General features: G+C 69.5%; 25 protein-coding genes. 12 read left to right on the top strand and 13 right to left on the bottom strand.

The annotated features are described in order from the left end of the window. Nucleotides 1-14: 14 nt before the first annotated feature. The 3 genes from CDN99_RS14180 to CDN99_RS29295 all read right to left on the bottom strand — a co-directional run bounded on the left by CDN99_RS14180 (nucleotide 15) and on the right by CDN99_RS29295 (nucleotide 2006). Nucleotides 15-635 (bottom strand): tRNA-uridine aminocarboxypropyltransferase, encoded by a 621-nt coding sequence (locus CDN99_RS14180; protein WP_088385507.1) that lies wholly within the window; start codon nucleotides 633-635, stop codon nucleotides 15-17. After that, nucleotides 635-1468: a ProQ/FinO family protein gene (locus CDN99_RS14175; protein ID WP_088385506.1), complete on the bottom strand. Its 834-nt coding sequence runs from the start codon at nucleotides 1466-1468 to the stop codon at nucleotides 635-637. The genes CDN99_RS14180 and CDN99_RS14175 overlap by 1 nt, the downstream gene beginning before the upstream one ends. 133 nt (nucleotides 1469-1601) lie before the next feature. Next, nucleotides 1602-2006 carry a hypothetical protein gene (locus CDN99_RS29295; RefSeq protein WP_238139522.1) on the bottom strand — a complete coding sequence of 135 codons (405 nt, stop codon included), beginning with the start codon at nucleotides 2004-2006 and terminating at the stop codon, nucleotides 1602-1604. On the opposite strand from CDN99_RS29295, the gene CDN99_RS14165 reads away from it, so the two are divergent. Next, nucleotides 2005-2565: a thymidine kinase gene (locus CDN99_RS14165; RefSeq protein WP_088385504.1), complete on the top strand. Its 561-nt coding sequence runs from the start codon at nucleotides 2005-2007 to the stop codon at nucleotides 2563-2565. The two genes, CDN99_RS29295 and CDN99_RS14165, sit on opposite strands and share 2 nt — an antisense overlap. Nucleotides 2566-2670: 105 nt before the next feature. Here CDN99_RS14165 and CDN99_RS14160 read toward each other — a convergent pair whose 3' ends face one another. Then, a complete protein-coding gene (locus CDN99_RS14160) occupies nucleotides 2671-2907 on the bottom strand; it encodes a hypothetical protein (protein WP_088385503.1) in 237 nt (78 codons plus the stop codon). A 298-nt stretch (nucleotides 2908-3205) separates the two neighbouring features. On the opposite strand from CDN99_RS14160, the gene CDN99_RS14155 reads away from it, so the two are divergent. Then, on the top strand, nucleotides 3206-3763 hold the full coding sequence (locus CDN99_RS14155) for a GAF domain-containing protein (RefSeq protein WP_088385502.1): 558 nt from the start codon (nucleotides 3206-3208) through the stop codon (nucleotides 3761-3763). Between the two features lie 48 nt (nucleotides 3764-3811). Here CDN99_RS14155 and CDN99_RS14150 read toward each other — a convergent pair whose 3' ends face one another. Next, nucleotides 3812-4570, bottom strand: coding sequence for an enoyl-CoA hydratase/isomerase family protein (locus CDN99_RS14150; protein ID WP_088385501.1), 759 nt, complete (start codon nucleotides 4568-4570; stop codon nucleotides 3812-3814). A gap of 179 nt (nucleotides 4571-4749) precedes the next feature. Here CDN99_RS14150 and CDN99_RS14145 point away from each other — a divergent pair, with 179 nt between their 5' ends. From CDN99_RS14145 to CDN99_RS14135, 3 genes are read left to right on the top strand one after another with little or no spacing between them, the layout of a single operon-like run. After that, on the top strand, nucleotides 4750-5784 hold the full coding sequence (locus tag CDN99_RS14145; protein WP_088385500.1) for a branched-chain amino acid ABC transporter permease: 1035 nt from the start codon (nucleotides 4750-4752) through the stop codon (nucleotides 5782-5784). 22 nt (nucleotides 5785-5806) lie between these two features. Continuing rightward, nucleotides 5807-7648, top strand: a complete 1842-nt coding sequence (locus CDN99_RS14140; protein ID WP_088385563.1) for a branched-chain amino acid ABC transporter ATP-binding protein/permease — start codon at nucleotides 5807-5809, stop codon at nucleotides 7646-7648. Nucleotide 7649: 1 nt separating this feature from the next. Next, nucleotides 7650-8381 carry an ABC transporter ATP-binding protein gene (locus tag CDN99_RS14135; RefSeq protein WP_088385499.1) on the top strand — a complete coding sequence of 244 codons (732 nt, stop codon included), beginning with the start codon at nucleotides 7650-7652 and terminating at the stop codon, nucleotides 8379-8381. A 225-nt stretch (nucleotides 8382-8606) separates the two neighbouring features. Here the strand turns inward: CDN99_RS14135 and CDN99_RS14130 are convergent, their stop codons facing one another. After that, nucleotides 8607-9137 carry a VOC family protein gene (locus tag CDN99_RS14130; RefSeq protein WP_238139521.1) on the bottom strand — a complete coding sequence of 177 codons (531 nt, stop codon included), beginning with the start codon at nucleotides 9135-9137 and terminating at the stop codon, nucleotides 8607-8609. A gap of 345 nt (nucleotides 9138-9482) precedes the next feature. Here CDN99_RS14130 and CDN99_RS14125 point away from each other — a divergent pair, with 345 nt between their 5' ends. After that, complete coding sequence (locus CDN99_RS14125) at nucleotides 9483-10580, top strand: HDOD domain-containing protein (RefSeq protein ID WP_088385497.1); 1098 nt, start codon at nucleotides 9483-9485, stop codon at nucleotides 10578-10580. Between the two features lie 3 nt (nucleotides 10581-10583). On the opposite strand, the gene CDN99_RS14120 is transcribed toward CDN99_RS14125, so the two are convergent. After that, nucleotides 10584-12182 carry an ABC transporter permease/substrate-binding protein gene (locus CDN99_RS14120; RefSeq protein ID WP_088385562.1) on the bottom strand — a complete coding sequence of 533 codons (1599 nt, stop codon included), beginning with the start codon at nucleotides 12180-12182 and terminating at the stop codon, nucleotides 10584-10586. Nucleotides 12183-12247: 65 nt separating this feature from the next. Continuing rightward, nucleotides 12248-13114: a LysR family transcriptional regulator gene (locus tag CDN99_RS14115; protein ID WP_088385496.1), complete on the bottom strand. Its 867-nt coding sequence runs from the start codon at nucleotides 13112-13114 to the stop codon at nucleotides 12248-12250. Between the two features lie 114 nt (nucleotides 13115-13228). On the opposite strand from CDN99_RS14115, the gene CDN99_RS14110 reads away from it, so the two are divergent. After that, a complete protein-coding gene (locus CDN99_RS14110) occupies nucleotides 13229-14185 on the top strand; it encodes a DMT family transporter (RefSeq protein WP_088385495.1) in 957 nt (318 codons plus the stop codon). A 181-nt stretch (nucleotides 14186-14366) separates the two neighbouring features. After that, complete coding sequence (locus CDN99_RS14105; protein ID WP_088385494.1) at nucleotides 14367-14927, top strand: hypothetical protein; 561 nt, start codon at nucleotides 14367-14369, stop codon at nucleotides 14925-14927. On the opposite strand, the gene CDN99_RS14100 is transcribed toward CDN99_RS14105, so the two are convergent. Together CDN99_RS14100 and CDN99_RS14095 are read right to left on the bottom strand one after the other, a co-directional pair. Beyond that, on the bottom strand, nucleotides 14914-15459 hold the full coding sequence (locus CDN99_RS14100; protein ID WP_088385493.1) for a proline racemase family protein: 546 nt from the start codon (nucleotides 15457-15459) through the stop codon (nucleotides 14914-14916). The two genes, CDN99_RS14105 and CDN99_RS14100, sit on opposite strands and share 14 nt — an antisense overlap. Then, entirely contained in the window at nucleotides 15456-16121 is a 666-nt protein-coding gene (locus CDN99_RS14095; RefSeq protein WP_088385492.1) for a GntR family transcriptional regulator, read from the bottom strand. The genes CDN99_RS14100 and CDN99_RS14095 overlap by 4 nt, the downstream gene beginning before the upstream one ends. A 355-nt stretch (nucleotides 16122-16476) precedes the next feature. Here CDN99_RS14095 and yajC point away from each other — a divergent pair, with 355 nt between their 5' ends. The 4 genes from yajC (at nucleotide 16477) to CDN99_RS14075 (ending at nucleotide 22329) form a co-directional block, all read left to right on the top strand. After that, entirely contained in the window at nucleotides 16477-16800 is a 324-nt protein-coding gene (gene yajC, locus CDN99_RS14090; protein ID WP_088385491.1) for a preprotein translocase subunit YajC, read from the top strand. A gap of 141 nt (nucleotides 16801-16941) precedes the next feature. Continuing rightward, nucleotides 16942-18840: a protein translocase subunit SecD gene (gene secD, locus CDN99_RS14085; protein WP_088385490.1), complete on the top strand. Its 1899-nt coding sequence runs from the start codon at nucleotides 16942-16944 to the stop codon at nucleotides 18838-18840. A 39-nt stretch (nucleotides 18841-18879) separates the two neighbouring features. After that, nucleotides 18880-19914 (top strand): protein translocase subunit SecF, encoded by a 1035-nt coding sequence (secF, locus tag CDN99_RS14080; protein ID WP_088385489.1) that lies wholly within the window; start codon nucleotides 18880-18882, stop codon nucleotides 19912-19914. 33 nt (nucleotides 19915-19947) lie between these two features. Further along, entirely contained in the window at nucleotides 19948-22329 is a 2382-nt protein-coding gene (locus CDN99_RS14075; RefSeq protein ID WP_088385488.1) for a DUF1631 family protein, read from the top strand. Between the two features lie 82 nt (nucleotides 22330-22411). Here CDN99_RS14075 and CDN99_RS14070 read toward each other — a convergent pair whose 3' ends face one another. The 3 genes from CDN99_RS14070 to CDN99_RS14060 form a co-directional block, all read right to left on the bottom strand. Beyond that, nucleotides 22412-22864: a Smg family protein gene (locus tag CDN99_RS14070; protein WP_088385487.1), complete on the bottom strand. Its 453-nt coding sequence runs from the start codon at nucleotides 22862-22864 to the stop codon at nucleotides 22412-22414. A 128-nt stretch (nucleotides 22865-22992) separates the two neighbouring features. Further along, nucleotides 22993-24102 carry a DNA-processing protein DprA gene (gene dprA, locus CDN99_RS14065; protein ID WP_238139520.1) on the bottom strand — a complete coding sequence of 370 codons (1110 nt, stop codon included), beginning with the start codon at nucleotides 24100-24102 and terminating at the stop codon, nucleotides 22993-22995. 69 nt (nucleotides 24103-24171) lie between these two features. Beyond that, entirely contained in the window at nucleotides 24172-25332 is a 1161-nt protein-coding gene (locus CDN99_RS14060) for a LysM peptidoglycan-binding domain-containing protein (RefSeq protein ID WP_088385485.1), read from the bottom strand. Between the last annotated feature and the right edge of the window lie 156 nt (nucleotides 25333-25488).

Below are 25488 nucleotides of genomic sequence, written 5' to 3'. Positions count from 1 at the left end.
CAATGCGCGCCAGCTTACCGTGGGGGCGATGCGCCCGCCGTCGGTCGTCTGTCCGCGAGGCGGCGCTGCAGCGCCATGAAGTTGTCCATGGCGTCCCACAGCGGCGCGTACCGCAAGTCGTCGCCATCGAGTTGCGCCAGCGCCATCGCGCAGGCTTCGAGGGTGCTTCGTTGGGTCTCGCCTCGGGCGCAGCGGATGACGTAGCGCGACGGCGCGGGCGTGGTCAGCGCCAATCGTGGCAGCGACTGCAGCCAGGGGTTCAGGTAGAGCAGCCGTCGACTCCGGCGCCAGGTGCCGTCCAGCACGACCAGCGTCGGCGGAGCGAGGGGCGCGGCCGTCGGCCAAGGGGGTGGATCGGCCAGCGCCGCGTCGCCTGGGGTGTCGGGGTACAGCAGCACATGACTGCCGAGCTGTGCCGGCGGCTCGAAGCGCTCGCCGACCCGCAACTCGGCGCGCGCAAGGCATCGCGCCAACAGCTGCGCGGTGCCCTTGGCCTGATGCGCCTCGCCGGGATCCTGCAGGATGAGGAGCGGCGCGCGGTTGGCCACGTGGCGGACGCAGGCGCACCAGCAGCCGGCAAGAGGTCGCCGGCACCCATCGCAGACGGGGCGCCGGCGGTGCCCGGCGTCTGGCATCAGCGCGGCTGGCGCGGCGGCCTGCGGCCGTCGTTGGCTTGACCCTCACGGCGCGGGCGGTCGCCGCGCGGGCCCTGGCCCGGAGCGCCGTGGCGACCGTCGCCGCGCGGGCCACCTCGGCGCTGATCGCCGTCGCGCGGGCCGCGGTCCTGACGCTCGGGGCGCGGCGGCTGCTGTGCTTCTTCTTCGCGAGCCAGTTTCAGCTGCGTGTCCAGCTGTTCCTGCGTCAGGCCTTTCAACGCGCAGAAATTGGCCGGCGTGAGCGTGGTGCGGGAGAAATCGCGCAGCAGTTGCGCGCGCTCCTGGCGGCCGCGATCTTCTTCGGCGCGACGCGCGTCGCTGATGCCGCGGCGGCGCGTCAGCTCCTGCTGGGCGGCATCGCGATGCTCGTCGCTCAGCTCGCCGGCGGGCTGGCCATCGAGGTCGAAGCGTGTCTTGGCCTTGCTCAGCGCGATCAGGTAACCGGTGCCGCCGGTGTAGCGGCGCAGGAAGGCGGACAGTTGAGCCTTGGTGAACTGACCTGGCGCGCGCTCCTGGATGTCGGCCTGGACGCGGAGCTTCAGCGGCTTGACCGCACCGGAAAACAGCGCGGGGAAGAGCTCCTTCAGCTTGGCGGCGACGGCGGGCAGGTCGATACGGGCACCATCGGCCTTGGGCGTGCCCGGCGGGGTGGGGGCATCCGGTGCGGCGGCGGACGCCTGCGTTGCTTCGGCTGCGGGAGACTCGCTGGCGGCCGGCGCTGTCGGGGCCGCGTCGACGTCGGGCGTCGCGGCTTGGGAATCGGGAGTGCCGGAAGAGGTCACTTCGCCTTGCGGCGGGGTGCTGGAGGACATGAATCAAGCGGCGCGTGGCCGGCCAACGGGAAAAGGGGGATTGTGCCCATAGCCGTGCGGGCGTGGCAATTCGCGTTGATCGACGGCTGGCGCCCGTCCTGCCTGAGGCGCCAGTCGAGGTGGGGCGCAGATGTCAGGTCTTCGGCTCGCAGGCCGGTTTGCAGATCAATTCGGTCCGGCCGAGGATCCGCTTGGACTGCAGGCTGCTCGGCGGGCGGTGGCGGCCGCACTTGAAACAGGATCGGGTCTGGCCGCTGCCCTGGAACGGCGACCCGCCCAGCTTGGATTCATAGCGCAGGCCGTCTTCCCGAACGGCGGTGCAGGTGTCTTTGCTCATGATCTCGCTTTGCTTGGCGCTCTTGTTCGCGCAGGCGGGGTCGTGTCCCGGCGGCGCATGGGTTCCCTCGCGAACGATATTAGGTGTCACGTGTGACGCACCGCTACATCGCTTGCCCGGGGGTGAAACCACTGCCCGACGAACGGTCGGGTTTGCATCGACAATCGCCCGCTGCCCGTCAGCACGGGCGTCGAGAACCATGGCCAAACTGTTTTTCCGCTACGCCGCGATGAATGCCGGCAAGTCCACCGCGCTGCTGCAGGTGGCGCACAACTACGAGGAGCGCGGCCACGCCGTGCGCATCTTCACCGCAGGCGTCGACGACCGCTATGGCAAGGGCTTCGTGACCTCGCGCCTGGGGCCGCAGCGGCTCGCGGAGGTCTTCAACGCGGCGACGGACTTCCGCGCGCTGCTGACGCAGTCGCCGGGCGTGGCGTGCGTGCTGGTGGACGAGGCGCAGTTCCTGACCAAGGACCAGGTCTGGTCCCTGCACGAGATCGCGCACATGCGGCATGTCCCCGTGATCTGCTACGGGTTGCGGACCGATTTCCAGGGCGAGCTGTTCGGCGGCTCGGCGGCGCTGCTGGCGCTGGCGGACGAGATGGACGAGATGAAGACCATCTGCGACTGCGGCCGCAAGGCGACGATGAACATGCGCGTCGATGCCAGCGGTCGCAAGTTGACCGAGGGCGCGCAAGTGGAGATCGGCGGCAACTCCCGTTACCGCGCGGTCTGTGGGCGCTGCTTCAGGGCCTCCTGAACGCACCGCGGCGCACCCGGCCGCGCAGGGCCGGCAGCGCCAACGCCAAGGCTTCGCGGCATCCCCTCGGTCCGAAGACCAAAGGCACGCCGCGTGAGCCTGGGCTTACTTCTTCGCCAGTTGCTCTTCCAGTTCCTTGCAGGAAGGAGCACACACCGGCTGGGACTTGCCCAGCAGCTTGCGGGACTTCAGCAACGCCCGCGGGCGATGCTTGCCGCAGAGGAAGCACGACATGGTCGCCGCGCCGAACGAGGAGGTCGCCGCGAACGGCGAGCCGGGAGCTTTAGAGCGATAGCGCAGACCATCGGCTTCGATGGTCGTCTTGGTCGTATCCTTGGCCACGCTGATCCTGATCCTGATAAGAGTATGAAATGCGGCGTCGGCTGCCCCAAGTTCCCCCTGGGGGCAGACGACGAAACCCCTATTTTCCTACAACCGGGGCCTTCTCCGTATCGGGCCATCGCTAATACCGCGTTCGAAGGTCATCGGCGACCGCTTTGGCGGACAGTCAATGGCAGGTAAAGAGGTAACACAGCCGGCGGGTGCTTGGCACGATCTAGGGAAACTACCTAGAATTCCGCCCGCGCCGTTTCACCGTGGCGTCAACGACAAGGACATACACAGGGAAGCGAGCGCATCGATGGAGAAGATCGAAGGGCTGTTCGCCGCCATGCGGGCGGCGAGTCAGGACATGGAATGGCCGGCGACCGAAAGCCGGGACCCGAGTCTGGAAACCGCTGGCGACCTCGCCGCGCGTTATGCACAGACCGTGAGCGAGGCCTTGTGCGACTACTTCCGTAGTTCGCACGCCAGCCTCTGGTTGCTGGACGGCGAGCCTGGCCGGCATCGCCTGCGTTGCCTCGGCGCCGAGTCGATCGACGGCCCGAGCGGGCAACTCCCGGTCTGCGAGCAGCAGGCCTACCCGGGCTACTTTCATGCGCTGCTGACCGACGGTGTCTTCCGCTGCGACGACGTGCTGCAGGACGAGCGGCTGAGCGCATTGCCGAAGCCGCCGACATGGCGCGCGATGCTCGATGTCAGCGGGCAGATCAACGGCAAGACCTTCGGCGTGATCGCGCTCGGCCAGCGAGGCGTCGCCCGCGAATGGACCAAGCGCGAGGAGCTCGATCTGCGTCGCGCCACCGCCAAGGTCTGCCTGCATCTGCACGCGTTGCGCCACGAGACCGAGACCGTCTGACCGGCCCGTCCCACGCCCGCGGCGGCCGGGGCCGTCCGGCGGGCGCCTTCAGCGTCCGATGAACTTCGGCGGACGCTTTTGCTGCCAGGCGGCCACGCCTTCCGCCAGATCCGCCGACGCGTTCGCGATCGCGATGTCCTTTTGCAGGGCGCGCGTGTCGAGCCGGCCGTTGGCGATGGCGTTGAGGTGCTTCTTCATGCCGGCCAGCGCCAGCGGGGCGTAGCCGCAGAGACGCTCGCACAGCGCCTCGGTGGCGGCGCTCAGCGCGGCACCGTCGTCGAGCAATTGATCGAGGAAGCCGCTCTCGCGCATCGCCGCGGCGTCGAGCGTCTCCCCGGCCAGCAGCACCCGCTTCGCCATCGACAGCCCGAGCCGGTTCACGTACCGCTCCAGGCCGCCGCGATAGAAGTGCAGCCCCAGCCGGGCGGCCGGCACGAACATCTCGCAGCGCCGCACCCCGAGCCGGAAATCGCACGCCAGCGCCAGATCCGTCGCGCCGCCATAGACACCGCCCTGGATCGCCGCCACGGTGACCGGCCGCGCCTGCTCCCAGGCGTCGGTCAGCGCCTCGAACAGCGCGCCGGCATCGACGCCGGGGACGGCATCGATGTTGAAGCCGCTGCAGAAATGCTTGCCCTCGGCGCGCAGCAGCAGCACGCGTACCGCGGGCAGGGCGTCGACCTCCCGCAGGTGCGCCTGAAGGGTCTGCAGGTCGATCAACTCCAGCCGATTGGCCACGTGCGGGCGCCGCAGCGTCACCGTCGCGAGCGGGCCGTCGATCTCCAGGGAGGGCTGGTGTTGGGGCATGGCGGCGCAGTCTAACGAAGCCTCGCGGGACGCGAGAGGGCGAGCACCGCGGCTGCCCGCTCGCCTCAAGTTCGACCGACCGGTCGGACTAATCTCTTGCGAAATGTCAATGCGGCATCCACTGACGGGGCGCTTGTCGAATCTCGCTAGAGTCGGCTGAAAACACCACAGGAGACACAGTGGACGGGGCGATCGCAAGCATCCTGGTGCTGGACGGGGTCACCAACGGCGCGATCTATGCGCTGCTGGCGCTGGCGCTGGTCCTCGTATTCGCGGTGACGCGGGTGATCTTCATCCCGCAGGGTGAGTTCGTGGCCTTCGGCGCGTTGACGCTGGCGGGACTGCAACTCGGCCAGACGCCGTTGACGATCCACTTCCTGATCGGGATGGCGCTGCTGGCGGCCCTGCTCGACCTGGTGGCCGCGGTCCGCGCGGGCCGTGTGGTGGCGGAACTCAAGCCGATCGCGCTGCGTGCCTTGCCGGGCCTGGCGATCGGGCTCTGCGCGTTGTGGTTGGCGCCGATGAAGCTGCCGCTGGTGGCGCAGGCGCTGCTGACGCTGGCCGTCGTCACGCCGATGGGCGGACTGCTCTACAGGCTCGCCTACCAGTCGCTGGCGGATGCGTCGGTGCTGGTGCTGCTGATCGTGTCCGTCGGGGTGCACTTCGCGCTGACCGGTCTGGGGCTCGTGTTCTTCGGCGCCGAGGGCTCGCGCAATCCGAGCTTCTGGGATGCGAGCTACGCGGTCGGCCCGCTGCTGTTCTCCGGCCAGACGCTGATCATCGTGATGGCGTCGGCGGCGCTGATCGTGGCGCTGTGGCTGTTCTTCGAGAAGAGCCTCTATGGCAAGGCCTTGCGCGCCACCGCGGTGAACCGGCTGGGGGCGCGGCTGATGGGCATCTCCAGCACTTCGGCGGGGCGGCTGTCCTTCACGCTGGCGGCGTTCATCGGGGCACTGTCGGGCATCCTCATCAGCCCCACCACGACGATCTTCTACGACAGCGGCTTCCTCATCGGCCTGAAGGGCTTCGTGGCCGCGGTCTTCGCCGGCCTGTCGAGCTACCCGGGCGCGGCGCTCGGCGCGCTGCTGGTCGGTCTGATCGAGTCGTTCAGCTCCTTCTGGGCCAGCGCGTTCAAGGAGGTCATCGTCTTCACCTCCATCCTGCCGGTGCTGCTGTGGCGCAGTTGGCGCGACCCGCACCATGAGGAGCATTGACGTGTCCTCCGATCGCTCCGCCATGAAACCCACGTCCGTGACCGCCGTCGCGTCGCCGCCCACCGCCGCGCCGGCACCGACCCGCGCCTGGTCTCGCCATGTCGTGCCCGGGCTGCTGCTCGTCCTGATCGCCGTGCTGCCGCTGCTGCCGGTGCCGGAGTTCTGGATCACGCAGCTCAACTACATCGGCATGTTCGCGTTGGTCGCGCTGGGCCTGGTGCTGCTGACCGGCGTGGGCGGGCTGACGTCCTTCGGCCAGGCCGCCTTCGTCGGCGTCGGGGCCTACGCGACGGCCCTGCTGAGCGCGCGCTACGGCCTGTCGCCGTGGATGGGCCTGGCGGCGGGCCTCGCGATCACGCTGCTCATCGCGCTGGTGCTGGCGCTGATCACGCTGCGCATGTCGGGGCATTACCTGCCGCTGGCCACGATCGCCTGGGCGTTGAGCCTGAACTTCACCATCGCCAACCTGGAGTTCCTCGGCAAGTACGACGGGCTGCTCGGCGTGCCGGCGATCGAGCTGTTCGGCGTCAGCCTGGCCGATGGGCGCTCGATCTACTACCTGATCTGGCTGTTCGCCATCCTGGGCGCGATCGCCGTGCGCAACCTGCTGGACTCGCGTCCCGGCCGCGCGATCCGCGCGCTGGGCGGCGCGACGGTGATGGCCGAGGCGATGGGCGTGTCGACCTTCCGCTACAAGGTCATCGTCTTCCTGATCGCGGCGCTGCTGGCGTCGATGTCCGGCTGGCTCTTCGCGCATGTGCAGCGGACGGTGAACCCCAGCCCCTTCGGGCTGAAGATGGGCATCGAGTACCTGTTCATGGCCGTCGTCGGCGGCGTGTCCAGCGTGTGGGGCGCGTTCGTCGGCGCGGGCGTCTTCAAGATCATCGAGGACCAGTTGAAGGAGCTGCTGCCGCGGCTGCTCGGCAGCAACGGCAACTTCGAGATCATCGTGCTCGGCATCGTGCTGGTGCTGATGCTGAAGTACGCGCCCAAGGGGCTGTGGCCGTCGTTGCAGCAAGGGCTGACGCGCTGGTGGCCGTCGCGCCCGCGCGAGCGTGACTGGGCCGGCGCCGCGGCGCTGCCGGCGCGCGCCAGGCCGCAGGCGGGCTCGGTGCTGCTGAAGGTCGACAAGCTGCGCAAGCAGTTCGGCGGGCTGGTCGCGGTGAACGACGTGAGCTTCGAGTTGCGCGCCGGCGAGATCATGGGCCTGATCGGCCCCAACGGCGCGGGCAAGTCCACGACCTTCAACCTGATCTCGGGCGTGCTGTCCGCGACGAGCGGTCGCCTGAGCTTCGCCGGGGAGCCGGTCACCGGCCTCCCGTCGCGCCAGATCGCGCGACGCGGCCTGTCGCGCACCTTCCAGCACGTGAAGATGATCCCGGACATGACGGTGCTGGAGAACGTCGCGCTGGGCGGCTACCTGCGCTCGCGCAGCGGCACGGCGCGGGCGATGCTGCGGCTCGACCGCGAGGAGGAGCGCCGGCTCTTCGCCGAGGCCGAGGCGCAACTGCGCCGCATCGGCATGCAGGACCATCTGGACGAGCTGGCGGGCAACCTCGCGCTCGGCCCGCAGCGCCTGATGGAAATCGCGCGGGCGCTGTGCAGCGACCCGTCGCTGCTGCTGCTCGACGAGCCCGCCGCCGGTCTGCGCCACAAGGAGAAGCAGGCGCTGGCCGACGTGCTGCGCCAGCTGCGCGCGGAGGGCATGAGCATCCTGCTGGTCGAGCACGACATGGACTTCGTGATGGGCCTGACGGACCGCATCGTCGTCATGGAGTTCGGCACCAAGTTGATCGAGGGCACGCCCGCCGAGGTGCAGGCCAGTCCCGAGGTGCGGGCCGCCTACCTGGGAACGGAACACTGACATGAGCGAGTTGTTGAAGGTCAGCGGCCTGCATGCCGGCTACGGCCGCGCCGAGGTGCTGACGGGCCTGGACCTGCGGTTGCGCGAGGGCGAGGTGGTGACCGTCATCGGCCCCAACGGCGCCGGCAAGAGCACGACGCTGAACGCGCTGATGGGGGTGCTGCCGGCACGCGGGCAGATCCTTTTCGACGGCGAGGACATCGGCGGGCTCGGGCTCGAGGACCGCGTGATGAAGGGTCTCGCGCTGGTGCCGGAGAAACGCGAGCTGTTCACCACGATGTCGGTCGAGGACAACCTGGTGCTCGGCGGTTTCAGGCCGATGCGGATGGGGATCAAGGGCTGGCGCGATGACCTGGAGCGGGTCTATGCGCTGTTCCCCCGCCTGAAGGAGCGGCGCGCGCAGTTGGCCGGCACGCTCTCGGGCGGCGAGCGGCAAATGCTCGCGGTCGGTCGCGCGTTGATGGCCCGGCCCAAGTTGCTGATGCTCGACGAGCCCAGTCTCGGGCTCGCGCCGCTGATCGTGAAGGAGGTGTTCCGCATCGTCGCCCAATTGCGCGAGGCCGGCGTCTCCATCCTCCTGATCGAGCAGAACGCCCGGGCGGCGCTGGAAGTCGCCGACTACGGCTACGTGCTCGAGACCGGTGAGATCGCGCTGGAGGGCAAGGCGGCGGATCTGGCGAAGGATCCGCGCGTGATCGAGACCTACCTGGGGGCGAGTCGGAAGCAGGCGTGATGGGCTGTTGCTCGTGCTCGTGCTCGTGCTCGTGCGTCAGGCGCCAGTGCTGGCGTGCATGCACCCACCGAGCACGATCACACCGACCGGGGAGGCCTTTGCTCCATGTCCCCCTTCGTCAGCCTGCCGGCTGCCGAATTCCTCCTAATACTTGCGCAAAGGCCTCCCCGGTCGGCGTGATCCGATAAGGCTCGGTCTTCGGCGACTGGGAGGTCCGGGCGCCGTTCAGTGAGCTTGGTTTTCCGCGAACATCTTCGCGAGCCGCTCCTTGAGCTGCTGCTCGGAAACCTCCTCCTTGTGCGTGGCCACCATCCACTTGTGGCCGAACGGATCGGCGATCTGCCCCATGCGGTCACCCCAGAATTGATCCGCCACCGGCATCTCCAGCTTGGCGCCCGCGGCCTGCGCAGCCTTCACCGTCGCGTCGACGTCAGGCACGTAGACGATCACGCACACTGCCGTGCCGTTCAGGCTCAGCGGGCTTAGCGCGCCGCAGTGCGAGCGCTCCTCGGTCAACATGAACTTCGCGCCGCCGACGGTCAGCTCCGCATGCATCACGCCGTCCGGCGCATCCAGGCGCAACTGCTGCTCGGCACCGAAAACCTTCTTGTAGAAATCGATCGCCTCCGGCGCGTTGCGCACCGTCAGATACGGAGTGGCACCGTTGGCGGCAGGAACGGCGGACACGGTCTGAACAGATGAACTCATCTCAGTCTCCATGGTTGGGTGGGTCACATCCGCACGACGAGCCAGCATGCGCCGTTTCGACATGCCGACGAACAATGATTCCGCGTCAGACTTCGTCCCGACCGACCGACCGACCGACCGACCGACCGACCGACCGACCGACCGACCGACCGACCGACCGACCTTGACCCGACCCGACCCGACCCGACCCGAGGTGAGGTGAGGTGAGGTGAGGCGGCTGGGCTGGGCGCCATGAGCTTTGGGCTTCATGGATCCGACACAAATGGGGTGCCTCGCCGCAAGCGGCGTGACGGACGGCGCTGAATCCCCGAGTCAGGGGGGCGCGTGACAGCGACGCGCAAGCGAGTCCGATCGCTTGCCCACCATAATCCGCCGACCCGAGCCGACCCCACCATGGCCTTGCTGTCCTCCCTGCGCAAACTGCTGTCCGGATCCGCCGACGCGAAGGCGACCGGCGCGGCCTCCGGCGTGGGCGGTGCGTTTCGGGCGCCGTCGGCGGCGTCGAGTGCCCACGCCGGGCCATCGCTGCAGTCCCAGGTGCCGGCGTCCCAAAGCCCGGCTTCGCTGGCCGCCGGCGCCGTGCCGGGTGCGGTGATGGAGTTGCCCGCGCTCGATGCGTCCGCCGAATGGTTGCAGTTCAGTGCCCAACTGCTGGGCTTGCCGCGATTGAAGGACATCCCCCCGTCGGCCGGCGAGCAGGCGTTGATGCAGCGCCTCCAAGCGCAGCGCGGTTCGCAGTGGGCCGATCTGTTGCCGCGGCTGCCTGCGGTGCTGCCGCAACTGATGCGGCTGGTGCGGCGCGACGACGTGGCGTCGTCGGATCTGGTCACGCTGCTCTCCCGCGATCCGAGCCTCGTCGGCGAGCTGATGCGGCTGGCCAATTCGCCGCGCTACCGACCAGAACGCGAGATCACCGATCTGGCCGGCGCCGTCATGGTGCTCGGCCAACAGGGGCTGAACCAACTGGTGATGAGCGTCGCCATGCGGCCGATCTTCAACCAGGCCAAGGGCCGCTACAGCAGCCGCGCAGGCACGCTGCTCTGGGACCTCAGCGAGCGCACGGCCTTCGCGACGCTGCGCCTGGCCAACGCCGGTGACGACGAGTTCGCCGCCTACCTCGCCGGGTTGAGCTCGCAACTCGGGCTGATGGCGCTGCTGCGCGCGCTGGACGGCATGTCCGCGCCGGCGGTGCCGCCGCTGGATCGCGAAGGACTGCACCGTCAACTGCTGCCGCTCAGCGCCGCGTGGTCGGCGCAGATCGTGGCGCATTGGGGATTCCCGACCAAGGTCGCCGAAGCGCTCGCGCCGCAGCCGGGCCGGGGCGCCGAGTCCGTGCTGCTCACCCAGTTGGTGCGCCAGGCGCAGGCGGTCGCGCTGCGGCAGCTGATGCAGCCGGGCCTGCAGCCATCGCAACTCGGCGACTGGTCGGCGGCGCAGCAACGCTGCTATGCCGAGCTCGGGCGCGAATTCGGCGCCGAGGCGGCGGACTGACCTTCAGCCGCCGCGCCTCCGCGCGATCCATCCCGAGAGCAGTCCGAACAAGCCGTCCAGCACCAGCGCCAGCGCCGCCGCGGGCAGCGCGCCGGCCAGCAGCATCGTCTGGTCGTTCAGCGCCAGGCCGGTGACGATGCGCTCGCCGTAGCCGCCCGCGCCGATGAAGGCCGCCATCGTCGCCGTGCCCACGGACAGGCTGGTCGCCGTGCGCAGCCCCGCGAGCATCACAGGCAGCGCCAGCGGCAACTGCACCAGGCGCAAGACCTGTCCCCGCGTGAGGCCCAAGGCTTTCGCCGCCGTCGTCAGGCCCTCGGGCACCTCGCTCAGGCCGACGGTGCAGTTGCGCAGCACCGGCAGCAGCGCGTAGAGCGTCAGCGCGACCAGCGCCGGCAGGGGCCCGATCCGGTTCATCGCCCAGATCAGCAAGGCCAGCAACGCCAGCGACGGCACCGTTTGCAGCAGCGCGCAGACGGCCAGCAGCGCCTCCCGCCATCGCGGCCACGGATGCATCGCCACCGCCAGCGGAACGCCCAAGAGCGCCGCCAGCGCCACCGCGCCCAGTACCAGTCCCAGATGCTGCAGCGTCAGGCGTCCGAGGTCGGATCCGGTGAGCCGGGCCCAGAAGCCGGCGCGCGGGGCCGGGCTGGTGTCCGGGTTCGATGGCGTCGCGGATGCCGGCGCCGACGCCGATTCCGTCGAAGACGAAGAGGATGCAGATCCCATTCGCTGTGACCGCGCGAGGAACTCGCGAGCGATCACGTCGAACGGCTGCTGCTTCAACTCGGCCTGCGCGTTCATGGCGATCATCTCGGCCTCGCCGATGCGACCTCTCAGCGTCTCCAGCGCCGCCCAGGCGCGAGGATGGCGCCGGGGCAGGTCGACGCGGTACAGCAGCACCGCGTCGTAGCGCGGGAAGAAGTGCGCGTCGTCCGCCAGCACCGTGAGCCCGAGCGCCGCGATCTGCGCGTCGGTCGTGTAGATGTCGGTCACGTCGATCTGCCCGTCCGCGAGCGCGCGGTAGGCCAGGCCGTGGTCCAACCCCTTCGGTTGTTGCGGCAGTCCGTACCGCTTCGACAGTCCCGGCCAGCCGTCGGCGCGACCGAGGAACTCGTTGCTGAGCCCGAGCCGCAAGGCCGGGTGCCTGACCAGTTGCGACAGCGAGGTGAGGCCCAGTTCACGAGCTTGTGCCGCGCGCATCGCCAGCGCATAACCGTTGTTGAAACCGAGCGGTACGCCGATGGCCAGGCCCAACGGCCGCAGTTCGGCCTGCAGTTGTTCTAGCGGCGCGCCGGTGGCGGCGTGCCCGAGGATCTCGCGCTCGATGGTGCCGATGTATTCGGGATAGACATCGATGCTGCCTGCCTTCAGCGCCGCATGCACGATCGCCGTGTTGCCCAGCCCTTGCCGCACCTCGACCTCGGCGTCAGGGTCGTCGGCGCGCACCGTCTGGGCCAGCACCTCCGCCAGGATGTAGCTCTCGGTGAAGCGCTTCGAGCCGATGCGCAGCGGCTCCGCCGCCCAGGCGCCGGCCGACGTCGCGGCGGCGATCACGCACACCAGGAGGAAGAGGCACGGCCTCAGCCAGCGGGGAATCAGCATCGGCGCAGCATAGTCGACGGGGCCGTCGCCCTCGCGGGGCCATGCCTTGCCATCCATTGATGAACTTACCGCGCGAGGGTCCGCAGCACCTGCGCCTGCATCGCGTCCGCCGCGGGCGAGCCCGCCGACGCGCGGCTGCGCAGCAGCACGACCTGCAGCACCGGAAGCGAGGCCGCGGGCGGCAGGCCGTGCCGTTCGCCGAGCAGCTCGAAGCCGCCGGGCACGCTGCAGCGCGAGAACAGCGCCACCGCCAGGCCGCTCTCCACCGCGGCCAGCACGCCGGCGGGGCTGGCGCTGTCGCAGACGATCCGATAAGGGCGCCTCGACGCGGCCAGCGCCGCCAACGCGGCGCGGCGCGCCTGACTGCCCGATTCGTAGACGGCCACCGGCAGTGGCGATTGCCGCCAGGCTTCGAAGCGAGGAGCCGCCGCCCACGCCAGCGGCTCCTCGAACAGCGCGCGGCCGCGGCCGGCCCGATCGCGCGTGACGACGGCGATGTCGACCTCGCCCCGAGCGACCTGCGGGATCAGCGCCGTCGATTGCTGGCAGACGAGGTTGAGCTCCACCGCCGCATGCCGTCCCGCGAAGTCGCGCAGCACCGGCGCGAGGTAGGGCACCGCGTAGTCCTCCGGCACGCCGACGGTGAGGCGGCCATGCAGGGTCTCGCGCTGCAGCGCCCGCACCGCCTCGTCATGCAGCGCGATCAGGCGTCGCGCATGGCCGATCAGCTCGTGGCCCGCCGGCGTCATGTCCAGGCGGCGCGGCGTGCGCACCAGCACCGGCTGCCCGACCGCCTGCTCCAGCTTGGCGATCTGCATGCTCAGCGCCGATTGCGACCGGTGCACCTGCCGGCCGGCCGCCGTCAGCGAGCCCTCGTCCACCGCCGCCACGAAGGCACGCAGCCAATCCAGTTGAAGGTCCGTCGACGGCATGGCGCTTCCCCGGCACGGCCTGCCGGGCCTCGTTGAGAGTCATTCGATTCCCTGATGCTAAGCGTGACGAGGATTCGCTTTGCTCGTGGAATGCCCAGGCCCACACTCAGCCGCATGTCGAGCTCTCCTCAGTCCGCCGCGCCCCTGGCGCCCGCCGTGCCGGTCGCCTCCACCGCGCAGGCGCAGCGCTCAGCCGTGGCCCGGGGTCGCGAAGGCCAGGCGCTGATGATCGGCGGCGGCCTGCTGCTCGGCACGATCGGCGTGTTCGTCGAGGAGGCCGGCCAGGATCCCGCCACGACGGTCTGGTTCCGCTGCGTTTTCGGTCTTGTGGCGCTGCTGGCCTGGGGCGCGGCGCGCGGCCGGCTCGGCGAACTGACCGGACTGCGCGGCCGCGCGCTGGCCGTGGTGCTCGCGGTCGGCTTGCTGACGGTGCTGAACTGGGGCCTGTTCTTCGCGGCGATCCCGCGCAGTTCGATCGCCGTGTCGACCGTCGTCTTCCATGTGCAGCCGTTCTGGCTGATGGCGATGGGGGCGTACGGGTTGCGCGAGCGGGTCACCCGCGCGCAATGGACGGCCGCGGCGGTGGCGCTTGGCGGGCTCGCGCTTGCCACGGGCCTGCTCGATCATGATGCCGCCTGGTGGAACAGCCAGCCGGGTTACGTCACCGGCTTGCTGATGTGCCTGCTCGGGTCGTTCAGCTACGCGGCGGCCGCCTTCATCGCCAAGGTCGAGGCGGCGCGCTGCGGCTCCTTCGCGTTGTCGGCCGGGCAGTGCGTCGTCGGCGCGCTGGTGCTGCTGCCTTGGCCGATGCTGCACGGGCTGCCGGCGTTCGGCGCGTCGTGGGCCTGGCTCGCCGGCCTGGGTGTGCTGCATACCGGCCTGGCTTACGTCGTGCTCTACGCCGGCATGGCGCGGCTGGGCACGGGGCGCATCGCGGTGCTGCAGTTCGTCTATCCCGGCGCCGCGGTGATCGTCGATTGGCTGGTCTACGGGCGCGCGCTCAGCCCGTCCCAGATGCTGGGTGTCGGATTGATCGGCGCGGCGCTGTGGACCTTGCGTCGCCGCGGCTGAGGAGCAGCCAACGGGCACCCCGCGCGGAAGGCGGCGGAGGGCGCGGGCCCGCCCGGACGTGCCGCTCTTCCGGCATCCGCGCGGACTGTCCCGCCAACCGCGCAGTCCATCGCCGTGTCGGTGTGCAAACGAACACCGACCTCGTAGAGTCCGCCGCATTCCACGCCAGCAGGAGCTCACGATGTCCGGTCACCCCGTCGCCAAACCCGCCTTCCCTGCCGCCACCCGGTTGAGCCTGCTGCTGGGCGCCGCCACGATCGCCCTGGGCGCGTGCGCGCAGCCGGCGCCGCCGCCACCGCCCGCGTCCGAGGGGTTCAGCGCGGGCGTCACGTTCGATGCGAAGGACGACGGCGCCAACCTCGACGTACCGCTCTATCCCGGCGCCACGCCGTACAAGGAACGCGGCGAGGACAAGTCCAGCGTCAGGATGGATCTGTGGGGCGGACTGTTCGGCATGCAATTGGCGGCGGGCAAGTTCCAGAGCGGCGACGATGCCGATCGCGTCGCGCGCTTCTATCGCAAGGCGCTGGCGCGCTACGGCACGCTGCTCGACTGCGGCGATCTGCAGGCCCCGCGCGGCAAGGCCAAGGACGGCGGCCCGTTGACCTGCGAGGACGACAAGCCCGAACCCGGCGGTCAGCTCTACAAGGTCGGGTTGCCGAAGAACTTCCGGGTCGTGGCGGTGAAACCGCTGAAGGACGGCACGACGCGGATCGACGTCGCCCGCGTCAGGTTCCGCTGAGGCCGTCGGCGGCCGGCGTGGCCGGTGTCGCCGGGGCCGCGCCGCCCCAGCAGTACGGGTCGTCGGCCTCCGTCACCATGGTGCCGTCGAACATGATGTGCGCGCGGCCGGTCGTCGCCTCGTCGTCGAGGCGGACTGTGCCGTCGAGCTCGAACTGCGCGCCGATCGCACCGGTCGGCGTGTCCAGTTGCAGCGGGCCCGGCCGCAGCTTGCCCAGGTGGGCCAGGGACGCCACCACGGCGACGGTGCCGGACGGGCTGCGGCTCACGATGCCGTCGGCATCGAAGAACAACACGCCCGCCAGGCTGCCGGGGCGCTCCGGGTCTGTCAGCAACGCGCCGAGCGTCCCGGGCGCGCTGCGCGGCGCGCCCGTCAGCGCCCGACGCCAGTGATCGTGGCGGGCCTGGAAGTCCGCCAGCCGGGACTCCATCGTCGAGCCCCGCAGCTCGGGTCCGCCGCTGACGATCAGGCGCGTCGGCGCGCCGTCGACGTGGGCATCGATGATCCGGGTGACGGCTGGCAGGAAGTTCATTCAATCACCTGTTGGGCGAACACGCGCAGATGGTCGATCAGGGCGTCCGAGGCCCGCGCGGCGGCCTCGCCGTCCCCGCCCGCGATGGCCTCGGCCAGGCGCTGGTGGCAGCGCGCGCCCTCGGCCACGTCGCCATGGTGCCGGTAGGCAAACCAGAAGCGGCGGCACTGGATGATCATGGGCAGCACCGCGGCGACCGCGAAGCGGTTGCGGCTGGCCGCGTGGTTGACCCGGTCCAGCACCTGGTCCACCCGCATGTAGGTCTCGAGGTCCTGGCGCTCCGCGGCGCCCGCCATCTGCAGCGCGCAGGCCATCAGCGCCGATCGCTGCGCCGGCGTCGCCCGGCGCGCCGAGCAGCAGGCGATCAACCGCTCCAGCACCCGGCGAGCTTCGAGCAGGTCCAGGTGCTCGGCGATCAGGATGTCGCTGACCAGCAGTCCGCGCCGCGGCAACTGCGCGATCAGGCCGTTGGCCACCAGCCGCATCAGCGCCTCGCGCGTCGGCGTGCGGCCCAGCCCGATGCGGGCGATCAGCTCCGATTCCACCACCGGCGCGCCCGGCCGCAGCTGCAGCGTGGCGATCAGCGTCTCGATCGCGTCATAGGCCTGGTCCGCCTGCCTGCGCTTGTCGATGTCCTGCAGTTCGAGGGTGTCTGAAGTCATGGGCGCGCATCATCGCAGTTGGCGACGGGCGGCCTGAGCCGCGCGCCTGCTCGCTTCCACGGCTTGACGCAGGCGCGTACGCGGCGCCACGCGCCGGACAACTCCGCCCCAGGCGCCACGGGCGCCGGCGATGATTTCATGGGACTCCTCCGCAAAAGTCCGCGTCGATATATTCCGGGACACTATGGATTGAGTTTGCGTTGGTCAACCCCAGTTAAATCCGCGTCCCGGCGGAGGGGGGCGGGTCGGACGAGCCGCATACAATCGCCGGTTCTTCCGTTCGCGCGGGCGTCAGCGCCCGACGGCGTCCCGGCTCCACGGCCGGCGCCAACGCTTTTTCCCGAGGGATATCGACGTGTTTATTTCCAACGCTTACGCCCAGGCCGCGGGTGGCTCCGACCCGACCGGCGGCTTCCTGCAAATGCTGCCCCTGGTGGCCGTGTTCGTCGTCATGTATTTCGTGATGATCCGTCCCCAGATGAAGCGCCAGAAGGAGCACAAGGCGCTGGTCGAGGCGCTCGCCAAGGGCGACGAGGTCATCACCTCCGGCGGCATGCTCGGCAAGGTGACCAAGCTGGGCGAGAGCTACCTGACCGTCGAGATCGCCCAGGGCGTCGAGATCCAGGTCCAGCGCGGCTCGGTGCTGCAGGTGCTGCCCAAGGGCACCGTCGCCAAGTAACGCTTGATGCCCCTGGGGGCGCGGTCGCGACAGCGGCCGCGTCCTCCTGACGACCCGGCCCGTGCTCCGCACCGGCCGGGTCCGCTTTCAGAGGCGCCGGCGGCCGATCGCCCCGGGGCCTGGTTTTCAGAGGACCTCCTCATGAACCGTTATCCGCTGTGGAAGTACGCGCTGCTGCTGGTGGCGCTGCTCGTCGGCCTGATCTACACCCTGCCCAACCTGTTCGGCGAAGCGCCGGCGGTGCAGGTGTCCAGCGCCAAGGTCATCGTCAAGGTGGACGACAGCGTCCGCCAGCGCGTCGAGCAGGCGATCACACAGGTCGGCGTGACGCCGGACTTCGTGCACCTCGAAGGGGGCTCGATCCGCGCCCGCTTCGCCGACACGGACAGCCAGATCAAGGCCAAGGACGCCATCGCCAAGGCGCTCAACGGCGACGAGACGGTCGACCCGACCTACATCGTCGCGCTGAACCTGGTCTCGCGTTCGCCGCAGTGGCTGACCGCCTTGCATGCCTTCCCGATGTACCTGGGCCTGGACCTGCGCGGTGGCGTGCACTTCCTGATGCAGGTCGACATGAAGGCCGCGCTGACGAAGAAGGCCGAATCGCTGTCGGCTGACATTCGCACCCTGCTGCGCGACAAGAACATCCGCCATGCCGGCATCGCGCGCGAGGGCGATAGCGTCGTCGTGAACTTCCGCGACGAGGCGACCCGCACGCAGGCCCAGAACCTGCTGCGCGACCAGATGCCCGACGTCGCGTGGACGCCCCAAGGCGCCGGCACCGAGCTGCGCCTGTCCGGCGAGCTGACGCCCAAGGCGATCATCGCGGTGCAGGACGCCGCGATCAAACAGAACATCACCACGCTGCACAACCGTGTCAACGAGCTCGGCGTCGCCGAGCCGGTGATCCTGCAGCAGGGCCGTGACCGCGTCGTCGTCCAGTTGCCCGGGGTGCAGGACACCGCCAAGGCCAAGGACATCATCGGCCGCACCGCCACGCTGGAACTGCGCATGGCCGACGACAGCGCCGAGGCGCAGGCGGCGCTGGCCGGTTCCGGTCCGGTGCCGTTCGGCACCGAGCGCTTCACCGAGAAGGGCGGCGCGCCCATCATCGTCAAGCGTCAAGTCGTGCTGACCGGCGACAACCTGAACGATGCGCAGCCGGGCTTCGACGAGAGCCACAGTCCGTCCGTCACGCTGAAGGTCGACGCCAAGGGCGCCCGGATCATGAAGGACGTCTCGCGCGAGAACATCGGCAAGCGCATGGCGATCATCCTGTTCGAGAAGGGCAAGGGTCAGGTCGTGACGGCCCCCGTGATCCGCGGCGAACTGGGCAACAGCTTCTCGATCACCGGCGGCGCCATGACCACGCAGGAAGCCAGCGACACCGCGCTGCTGCTGCGCGCCGGCTCGCTGGCCGCGCCGATGGAGATCATCGAGGAGCGCACCATCGGCCCGTCGCTGGGCAAGGACAACATCGACAAGGGCATCGCGTCGGTCACCTGGGGCTTCGTCGCCGTGGCGATCTTCATGTGCCTGTACTACATGATGTTCGGCGTGTTCTCCGCCGTGGCGCTGGGCTTCAACCTGCTGCTGTTGCTGGCGGTGCTGTCGATGCTGCAGGCCACGCTGAGCCTGCCGGGCATCGCGGCCATCGCGCTGGTGCTGGGCATGGCCATCGACGCCAACGTGCTGATCAACGAGCGGGTGCGCGAGGAACTGCGCGCCGGCATGGCGCCGCAACAGGCGATCCACGTCGGCTACGAGCGCGCCTGGGCGACCATCCTGGACTCCAACGTGACCACGCTGATCGCGGGGCTGGCGCTGCTGGCGTTCGGCTCCGGCCCGATCAAGGGCTTCGCGGTGGTGCACTGCCTGGGCATCGTGACGTCGATGATCTCGTCGGTGATGTTCTCGCGCGCGCTGGTGAACCTCTGGTACGGCCGCCGCAAGCGCCTGAAGGCGGTCGCCATCGGGACCGTGTGGAAACCCGGCACCGACGCCGGCGCGGGCGACGCCCCGGCCGCCGAGGCTCAATAAGGGCCCCGGCCCCTCGCAGAGAAGAGAGCGTACGACGCCATGGAATTCTTCCGAATCAAGCGGGACATCCCGTTCATGAAGCACGCGTTGATCCTCAACGCCGTGTCCTTCCTCACCTTCATCGCCGCGGTCTTCTTCCTGGTCACCCGCGGCCTGCATTTCTCGATCGAGTTCACCGGCGGCACCGAGGTCGGCGTGCAGTACACGCAAGTGGCCGACATCGAGCGGACCCGGCACATCGTCGAGCAGCTCAACCTGGGCGAAGTCCAGGTGACCAACTTCGGCACCTCGCGCGACGTCATGATCCGCCTGCCGGTCAAGCCGGGCGTCAAGCGCGACGAACTGGTCGACCGCGTCTTCGGCGAGCTGTGCAAAGCCGAGAAGGGTGCCGTGGTGCAGCACCAGGAGATCACCGCGCGCGGCGAATCCATCAGCAAGCAAGCCTGCGCCGTCAACGGCCAGGAACCGCTGAAACTGACCCGCAGCGACGTCGTCGGCCCGTCGGTCGGCGCGGAGCTGGCGCACGACGCCGCGATGGCGCTGGGCTTCACGGTGATCGGCATCATGCTGTACTTGGCCTTCCGCTTCGAGTGGAAGTTCGCCGTGGCCGGCATCATCGCCAACCTGCATGACGTGGTGATCATCCTGGGCTTCTTCGCCTACTTCCAGTGGGAGTTCTCGCTGGCGGTGCTGGCGGCGATCCTGGCGGTGCTGGGTTACTCGGTGAACGAGTCCGTGGTCATCTTCGACCGGATCCGCGAGGCCTTCCGGAAGTACCGCAAGCTCAACACCCACGAGATCATCGACCACGCGATCACGTCCACGATCAGCCGCACGATCATCACGCACGGCTCGACGCAGATGATGGTGCTGTCGATGCTGCTGTTCGGCGGCCCGACGCTGCATTACTTCGCGATCGCGCTGACGATCGGCATCCTGTTCGGCATCTACTCGTCGGTCTTCGTGGCTGCCGCCATCGCGATGTGGCTGGGCGTGAAGCGCGAGGACTTGGTCAAGGGCGGCCCCGCCAAGCGCGAGGACCCGGATGACCCGAATGCCGGCGCGGTGGTGTAGTAGAGTCATCCGCACCCTTCCATCTCACGCTCGATGACCGCCGCCGACGCAAGATCCCAGGCCCTGGCTTCGCAAGCGCGGCGCGTCCATACGGAAGTGCTGCTGCGCGGCCTGCCGGCCGTGGTGGCGGTGTTGACGACGGCGGTGCAGGAGCAGCTCGCGCAGCCGGCCGAGCACGCGCTGCAGATGGCGCGTCGCGACGCGTTCGACGCCTGGCAGCGCTGCGCCACGCCGTGGCATGCGCGCCTGGGCAAGGCGCTGCGACACGCGTACCACCATGGCCCGGGGGACTCGCGGTCGGCGTCGCTGAACTCGCGTCCGCAGAATCTCGCCTTGGTCAGCGACGACACGATCGAGCGCGAGATCATCGCCTCGCGCCTCGCGCTGGCGATGATGGACAAGGCCAGCTGGGAGTTCAGCGACCTGCGCAACCGGATGCAGTCGCTGGAGCGGGTCGAGGACCTGGCCCAGCAGGACCTGCTGCGCGCGCAGGTGCTGGCGCGGCTGGTGCTCGACGCCTGGTTCGATGCGGCCCTGACCAGCTCGGTCTGGCAGATGCTGCAGCGCTGGCTGCATCACGAGTTCTCGCAGCTGCTCAACGAGTCCTATCACGAGGCCAATCACTGGCTGATCCAGCAGGGCGTGATGCCCGACGTGGATCTGCGTCCGTTCATCCGCCGCAACGCGCCGTCCGCCAGCGTGGCGACGCAGTCCGCGGCCCTGGGTCCGACGCCGTCACCGGCCCAGACGCATGGCGGCATCGCGCCGTCGGCCGCCGCGACCGCGGGGCCCGGCGGTCCGGCCATGACGCCGGCGAGCCAGTCCGCCCAGCAGGTCATGGCCCAGTTGCAACGCGTGCTGGCGCGTCACGTGCCCGAGCTCGCGTCCGCGCCGACGCCCGCGCCTCGGACGATGTCCGGTGTCACCCCGTCGGTCCGCGGCGGGCAGGGCACGCCGGCCGGCGTCGCCAACAACGCCGGCGTCTACGCCGCGGCGGCCGGCCCGTCGACCCGGGGCGGATCGCCACGCCTGAGCGCCGCCATCAATCACGCCCAGGAGGCGGTGCAGCGGCGCGCCGATCAGGTGGAGTCGGCCAACCAGGAGTTGACGGCACCCCAGGCGCTCGACGACATCCGCAATCGCAACCAGGCGCTGAAGCAGGTCCTGAAGCAGGCCGCGGACACGCCGGCCGAGCGCGCCACGATCGAGCTGGTGGCGTTGCTGTTCCAGGCGATCCTGCAGGAAGAGCGCATCCCGTCCGCGATCCGCGTCTGGTTCGCGCGGCTGCAGATGCCGGTGCTGCGGGTGGCGGTGAGCGAGCCCGATTTCTTCGCCACAGAGGATCACCCGGCGCGCCGCCTGATCGACCGCATGGGCGCCTGCGTGATGGGGTTCAGCACGTCCACCGCCGAGATCGGCGACGCGCTGGAGCGCGAGATCAAGCGGGTGGTGCAGGTCGTCGAGGCCTACCCGGACACCGGCCGGCGCGTCTTCCAGACGGTGCTGACCGAGTTCGAGAAGTTCCTCGACCACTATTTCCAGCAGGAGAACGAGGTGTCCCGCAAGGGGGTCTCGCTCGCCCAGCAGGTGGAGCAGCGCGAGACGCTGGCCATCCAGTACACGATCGAGCTGCGCAAGATGCTGTCCGAGGTGCCGGTGCAGGACGGCGTGCGCGACTTCCTGTTCCAGGTCTGGGCCGATGTGCTGGCGGTGACCGGCGTGCGCTACGGCCCGCAGGCCGAGCAGACCAAGACGATGAAGCGCGCTGCCGCCGATCTGATCTGGTCCGCGAGCGCCAAGGTGTCCCGCGAGGACCGTGCCGAGGTGATCCGCCGGCTGCCCCCCCTGCTCAAGACGCTGCGCGACGGCATGGGCCACGCGGGCATGAACCACGAGCGCCAGGACGAGCAGATCCGCTCGCTGAACAATGCGCTGGCCGCGGCGTTCACCGCCAAGACCGCGGCGATTCCGCGAGAGCGGCTGGACGACCTGATGAGCCAGCTGGAAACGCTGGAGGCGATGCTGCCGTCCCCCGAGGCCGGCGAGATCAACGAATCCCTGGTGCGTGACCTGTCCAGCCATGAATGCGAGGGGCTGGAGGTGGTCGCCGAGGGCGGCACCGCGCCGACGCCGGCGATGCTGGCCTGGGCGCGCGAGCTGCAGGTCGGCAGCTGGTACATGCTGGACTACCGCGGCCGCGTCGAACCGGTGCAACTGGTCTGGCGCGGGATGCGCCACCACTTGATCCTGTTCGTGTCGCCGCAAGGCCGCGGCGTGCTCTTCCAGCTCAGCCGCCTGGCGGCGTTCCTGCAGGCGGGCCTGATGCTGCCGGCGCAGGACGAGTCGCTGACCGTCAAGGCCACGCGCAACGCGCTGGCCAAGCTCGAGGTCGATCCCTCCCGCCTGCTGGCCTGAGGCGCGCCGCAGCCCGCTCCAAAAGACAAAACCGGCGCCGCTCGCGCGGGGCCGGTTTTTCGAGTGTCGGGACTGGGGCGGTTCAGTGGATGAGGCGCTCTTCCGGCGCGACGAACAGCTCGTCCAGGATCAGCGCGTCGGGTTCCTCGCCCAGGCTCCAGAACACCATCAGCACGATGATCTTCAGGTCCTCCAGGTCCAGCGGGCCGCCGGGGATCGCCATGGCGCGGTCGATGACCATCTCACGCATCGCGGTGGGCAACACGCCGGCCGAGGCCAGGAAGCTGATGAAGCCGATCGAGACGTCGCCCAGGTGGTCCTGCTCCTCGCGGGAGTAGACCCGCATGCTGCGGGTGCCGGGTTCGCCGTGGTGCGATTGGGAGGCCGCGGCCAGGCCGTCCAGCCAGGAGAGCGCATCGCGGATCTCGTCGTCCTCGAAACCCACCGCCGACAGTTTCCGGGTCAGTTGCGCATGATCCGGGCAGGCGTCGGGGCGCCAATAGGTTTCGTACAGGTAGACGAGGACGTCAAACATGCGGGCACTATAACTCACCCCCTGAAACCCCTTTTGGCCGAAATGAAGCCCTCGGGAGGCGGAAATTCCCGCATGGGAGCGCGTTTTTCGCGCGATTTCCACGTGTTTTTCGCTAATTCGCAGCTTGATCAGGCTTGGCGGCGACGCTGGAACAGCGACCCCGGCAGCCGCGCGACATGGCCTTCCAGTTCGAGGTCCAGCAGGGTGGCGTTCAGTTCGTCCTGAGGCCACCCACTGCGCTGGGACAGCTGTTCCAGCGACACCGTGTCATGCCCGATCGCCCGCAGGAGGGGGTGATCGGGTGGCTCGACAGGGGCGCTCGGCGCAGGCGCGACGACGGCCGCGCCGTCCTCGTCGATCCCCAGCGACAGCGGGCTGGTGCGTGGCAAGCCGCCCGCGGGCAGCTCGGCGAGCAGGTCTTCCAACTCCTGAACCAGGCAGGCCCCCTGCTTGAGCAGGTGATGACAGCCCCGCGACTGCGGCGAATGAATCGATCCCGGCACCGCGAACACCTCGCGACCGGCCTCGGACGCCTGCCGGGCGGTGATCAGCGAGCCGGATTTCATTGCCGCCTCGACGACCAGGCAACCCTCGGACAGCCCCGCGATGATGCGGTTGCGCCGGGGGAAGTTCGGCCCCATCGGCGGGGTGCCGATGAAGTATTCGCTGAGCAGCAGTCCACGCCGTGCGACCTGACGGGCGAGGTCGGCGTGTTCGAGCGGATAGATCTTGTCCAGCCCGGTTCCCAGCACGGCGATGGTGCCGCCGGGGGTGTCCAGCGCGGCTTCGTGCGCGGCGCCGTCGATGCCCAGCGCCAGCCCGGAGACGACGCAGAAACCGGCCTGTCCCAACCCCCGGGCGAAATGGCGCGCGTTGTCGTCCCCTTGCGGGCTCGGGCGGCGGCTGCCGACGACCGCCACGCAGCGCTGCTGAAGCAGGTCGCGCCGACCGTCGAGGTAGAGCATCAGCGGCGGGTCCGCGATGTTCAGCAGCGGGGCGGGGTAGTCGGCGTCGCCGACCAGCAGGATCGAGCGGCGCTCGCCGCGTTCCAGCCAGGTTTGCGTGCGCTGCACCAGCCGGTCCAGATCGACGGTGGGCTGGGCCAGTTTGGCCGCCTCATCCGGCCCCAGCAGCGCGGCCCAACCGGCGGAGCCGGCATCGAGCGCGGCCGAGGGTGAGCCGTGTCGCGCCAGCAGCCGGCGCGCGGCCCCGCGCGAAACGCAGGACAGCAGGTGCAACCAGCCGCGCAGGTCTTCGGGGCTCATCCGTGTGGTCCTGACTGCGACCCGCGCGGAGAGCCCGATCGCTCAGGGCTGCGTGAAGCGGTCGCCCGCGACGACCGGTTCCTGCACCGACAGGATCAGGGCGTACGAGACCCGATCGAAGACCTGGAAGACGAAGAGCACGCCGTGGCGCTCATCCGGCAAACGGATATCTTCCCGCTTGGAGGTGGTCGTGTCGCGGACGACGCGGCCGGCATGCCAGAGCGCCAGCACATGGCCGCGCTCCATGCCGTCACGGGCGCCGCGGTTCAGCACCACGATCTGGTTCTGGCCGGCGGTGATCGCGTCGCCGTAGACCGAGACGATCCGGCCGTCGACCGGCTGGGCCGGCGCATGCGGCACGTAGCTCTTGTAGTCGCGCGGGGGAACAGGGGCCAGGCGGTCGCCCGATTGCACCTCCTGGCGCACCAGCGTCACGGTGAGCGTCGTCGGCACTTCGTCGCGACCCGTGCCGCCGCCGGGGCGGGTCACGTCGGCGGTGCCCACGTAGGGGGCCTCGAAACCGAGCAGCTCCTTGGTCACCGGGTCGCGCAGCGGATGCGGCTCGCGGAAGACGCGGTATTCGGTCTGGTTGGGCACGAAGTTGCCACGCGCGTAAGCGATGTCGCCCCTGGCCATCCAGACGCGGTTTTCCTGCGCGGAGACGATCCGCGGCGCGGTTTCCAGTTCGTTGGTGTTCAGCACGACCGCCTCGTTGAGGAACGGTTCGATCAGATGCTGCGGGATCGGCGCGATCGAGCCATCGGCGAGGGAGGTCGAGCGCACCCGGGGCGACAGCTTGGTCGAGTCGCCGCCGCCGGTGGCGCCGCTGACGTCGCGGCCGAACTGCAGCCGCGCGCGGCCGTCGGTCTTGACCAGCATCAGCACCTGTCCCGGATAGATCAGATGCGGGTTGCGGACCTGGTCGGTGTTCATGCCCCAGAGCTCGGGCCAGCGCCACGGGCTCTTCAGGAAGACGCCCGAGATGGCCCAGAGCGTGTCGCCCGCCTTCACGACATAGGTGTCGGGAGCGTTGGCGGCCAGCTCGGACACAGGTACGCCGGTCTGGGCGACCTGCTGCGCGGTTTGGCGCTGTTCGGGGGTGATCGGGTAGTTGCCGGCTGCGAGCAACGGGCCCGCGCAGAAGGCACCCACCAGCAGGGCTGCGGAGATCGTCGTCAAGCCCAGTGGCCGCCTTTGCGTCATTACTTTTTTCTCCTGCGCCGGGATGGAAGGCCCCTCGTGGCCGATGGCGCTTTTGTGGCGAGGTCCGCAGTGCAACCCAAATCGGCGAAAATCCAGCACTCGCTGGCGGCGATTCTGCCCAGATTCAGGGGTACCCGCAATGAACGGTGCCGCCCT

Source organism: Roseateles aquatilis, assembly GCF_002205645.1.
Lineage (GTDB): Bacteria > Pseudomonadota > Gammaproteobacteria > Burkholderiales > Burkholderiaceae_C > Roseateles > Roseateles aquatilis.
Note: the sequence above shows the minus strand (reverse complement) of the source record. Positions and strands in the feature narration are given on the sequence as shown.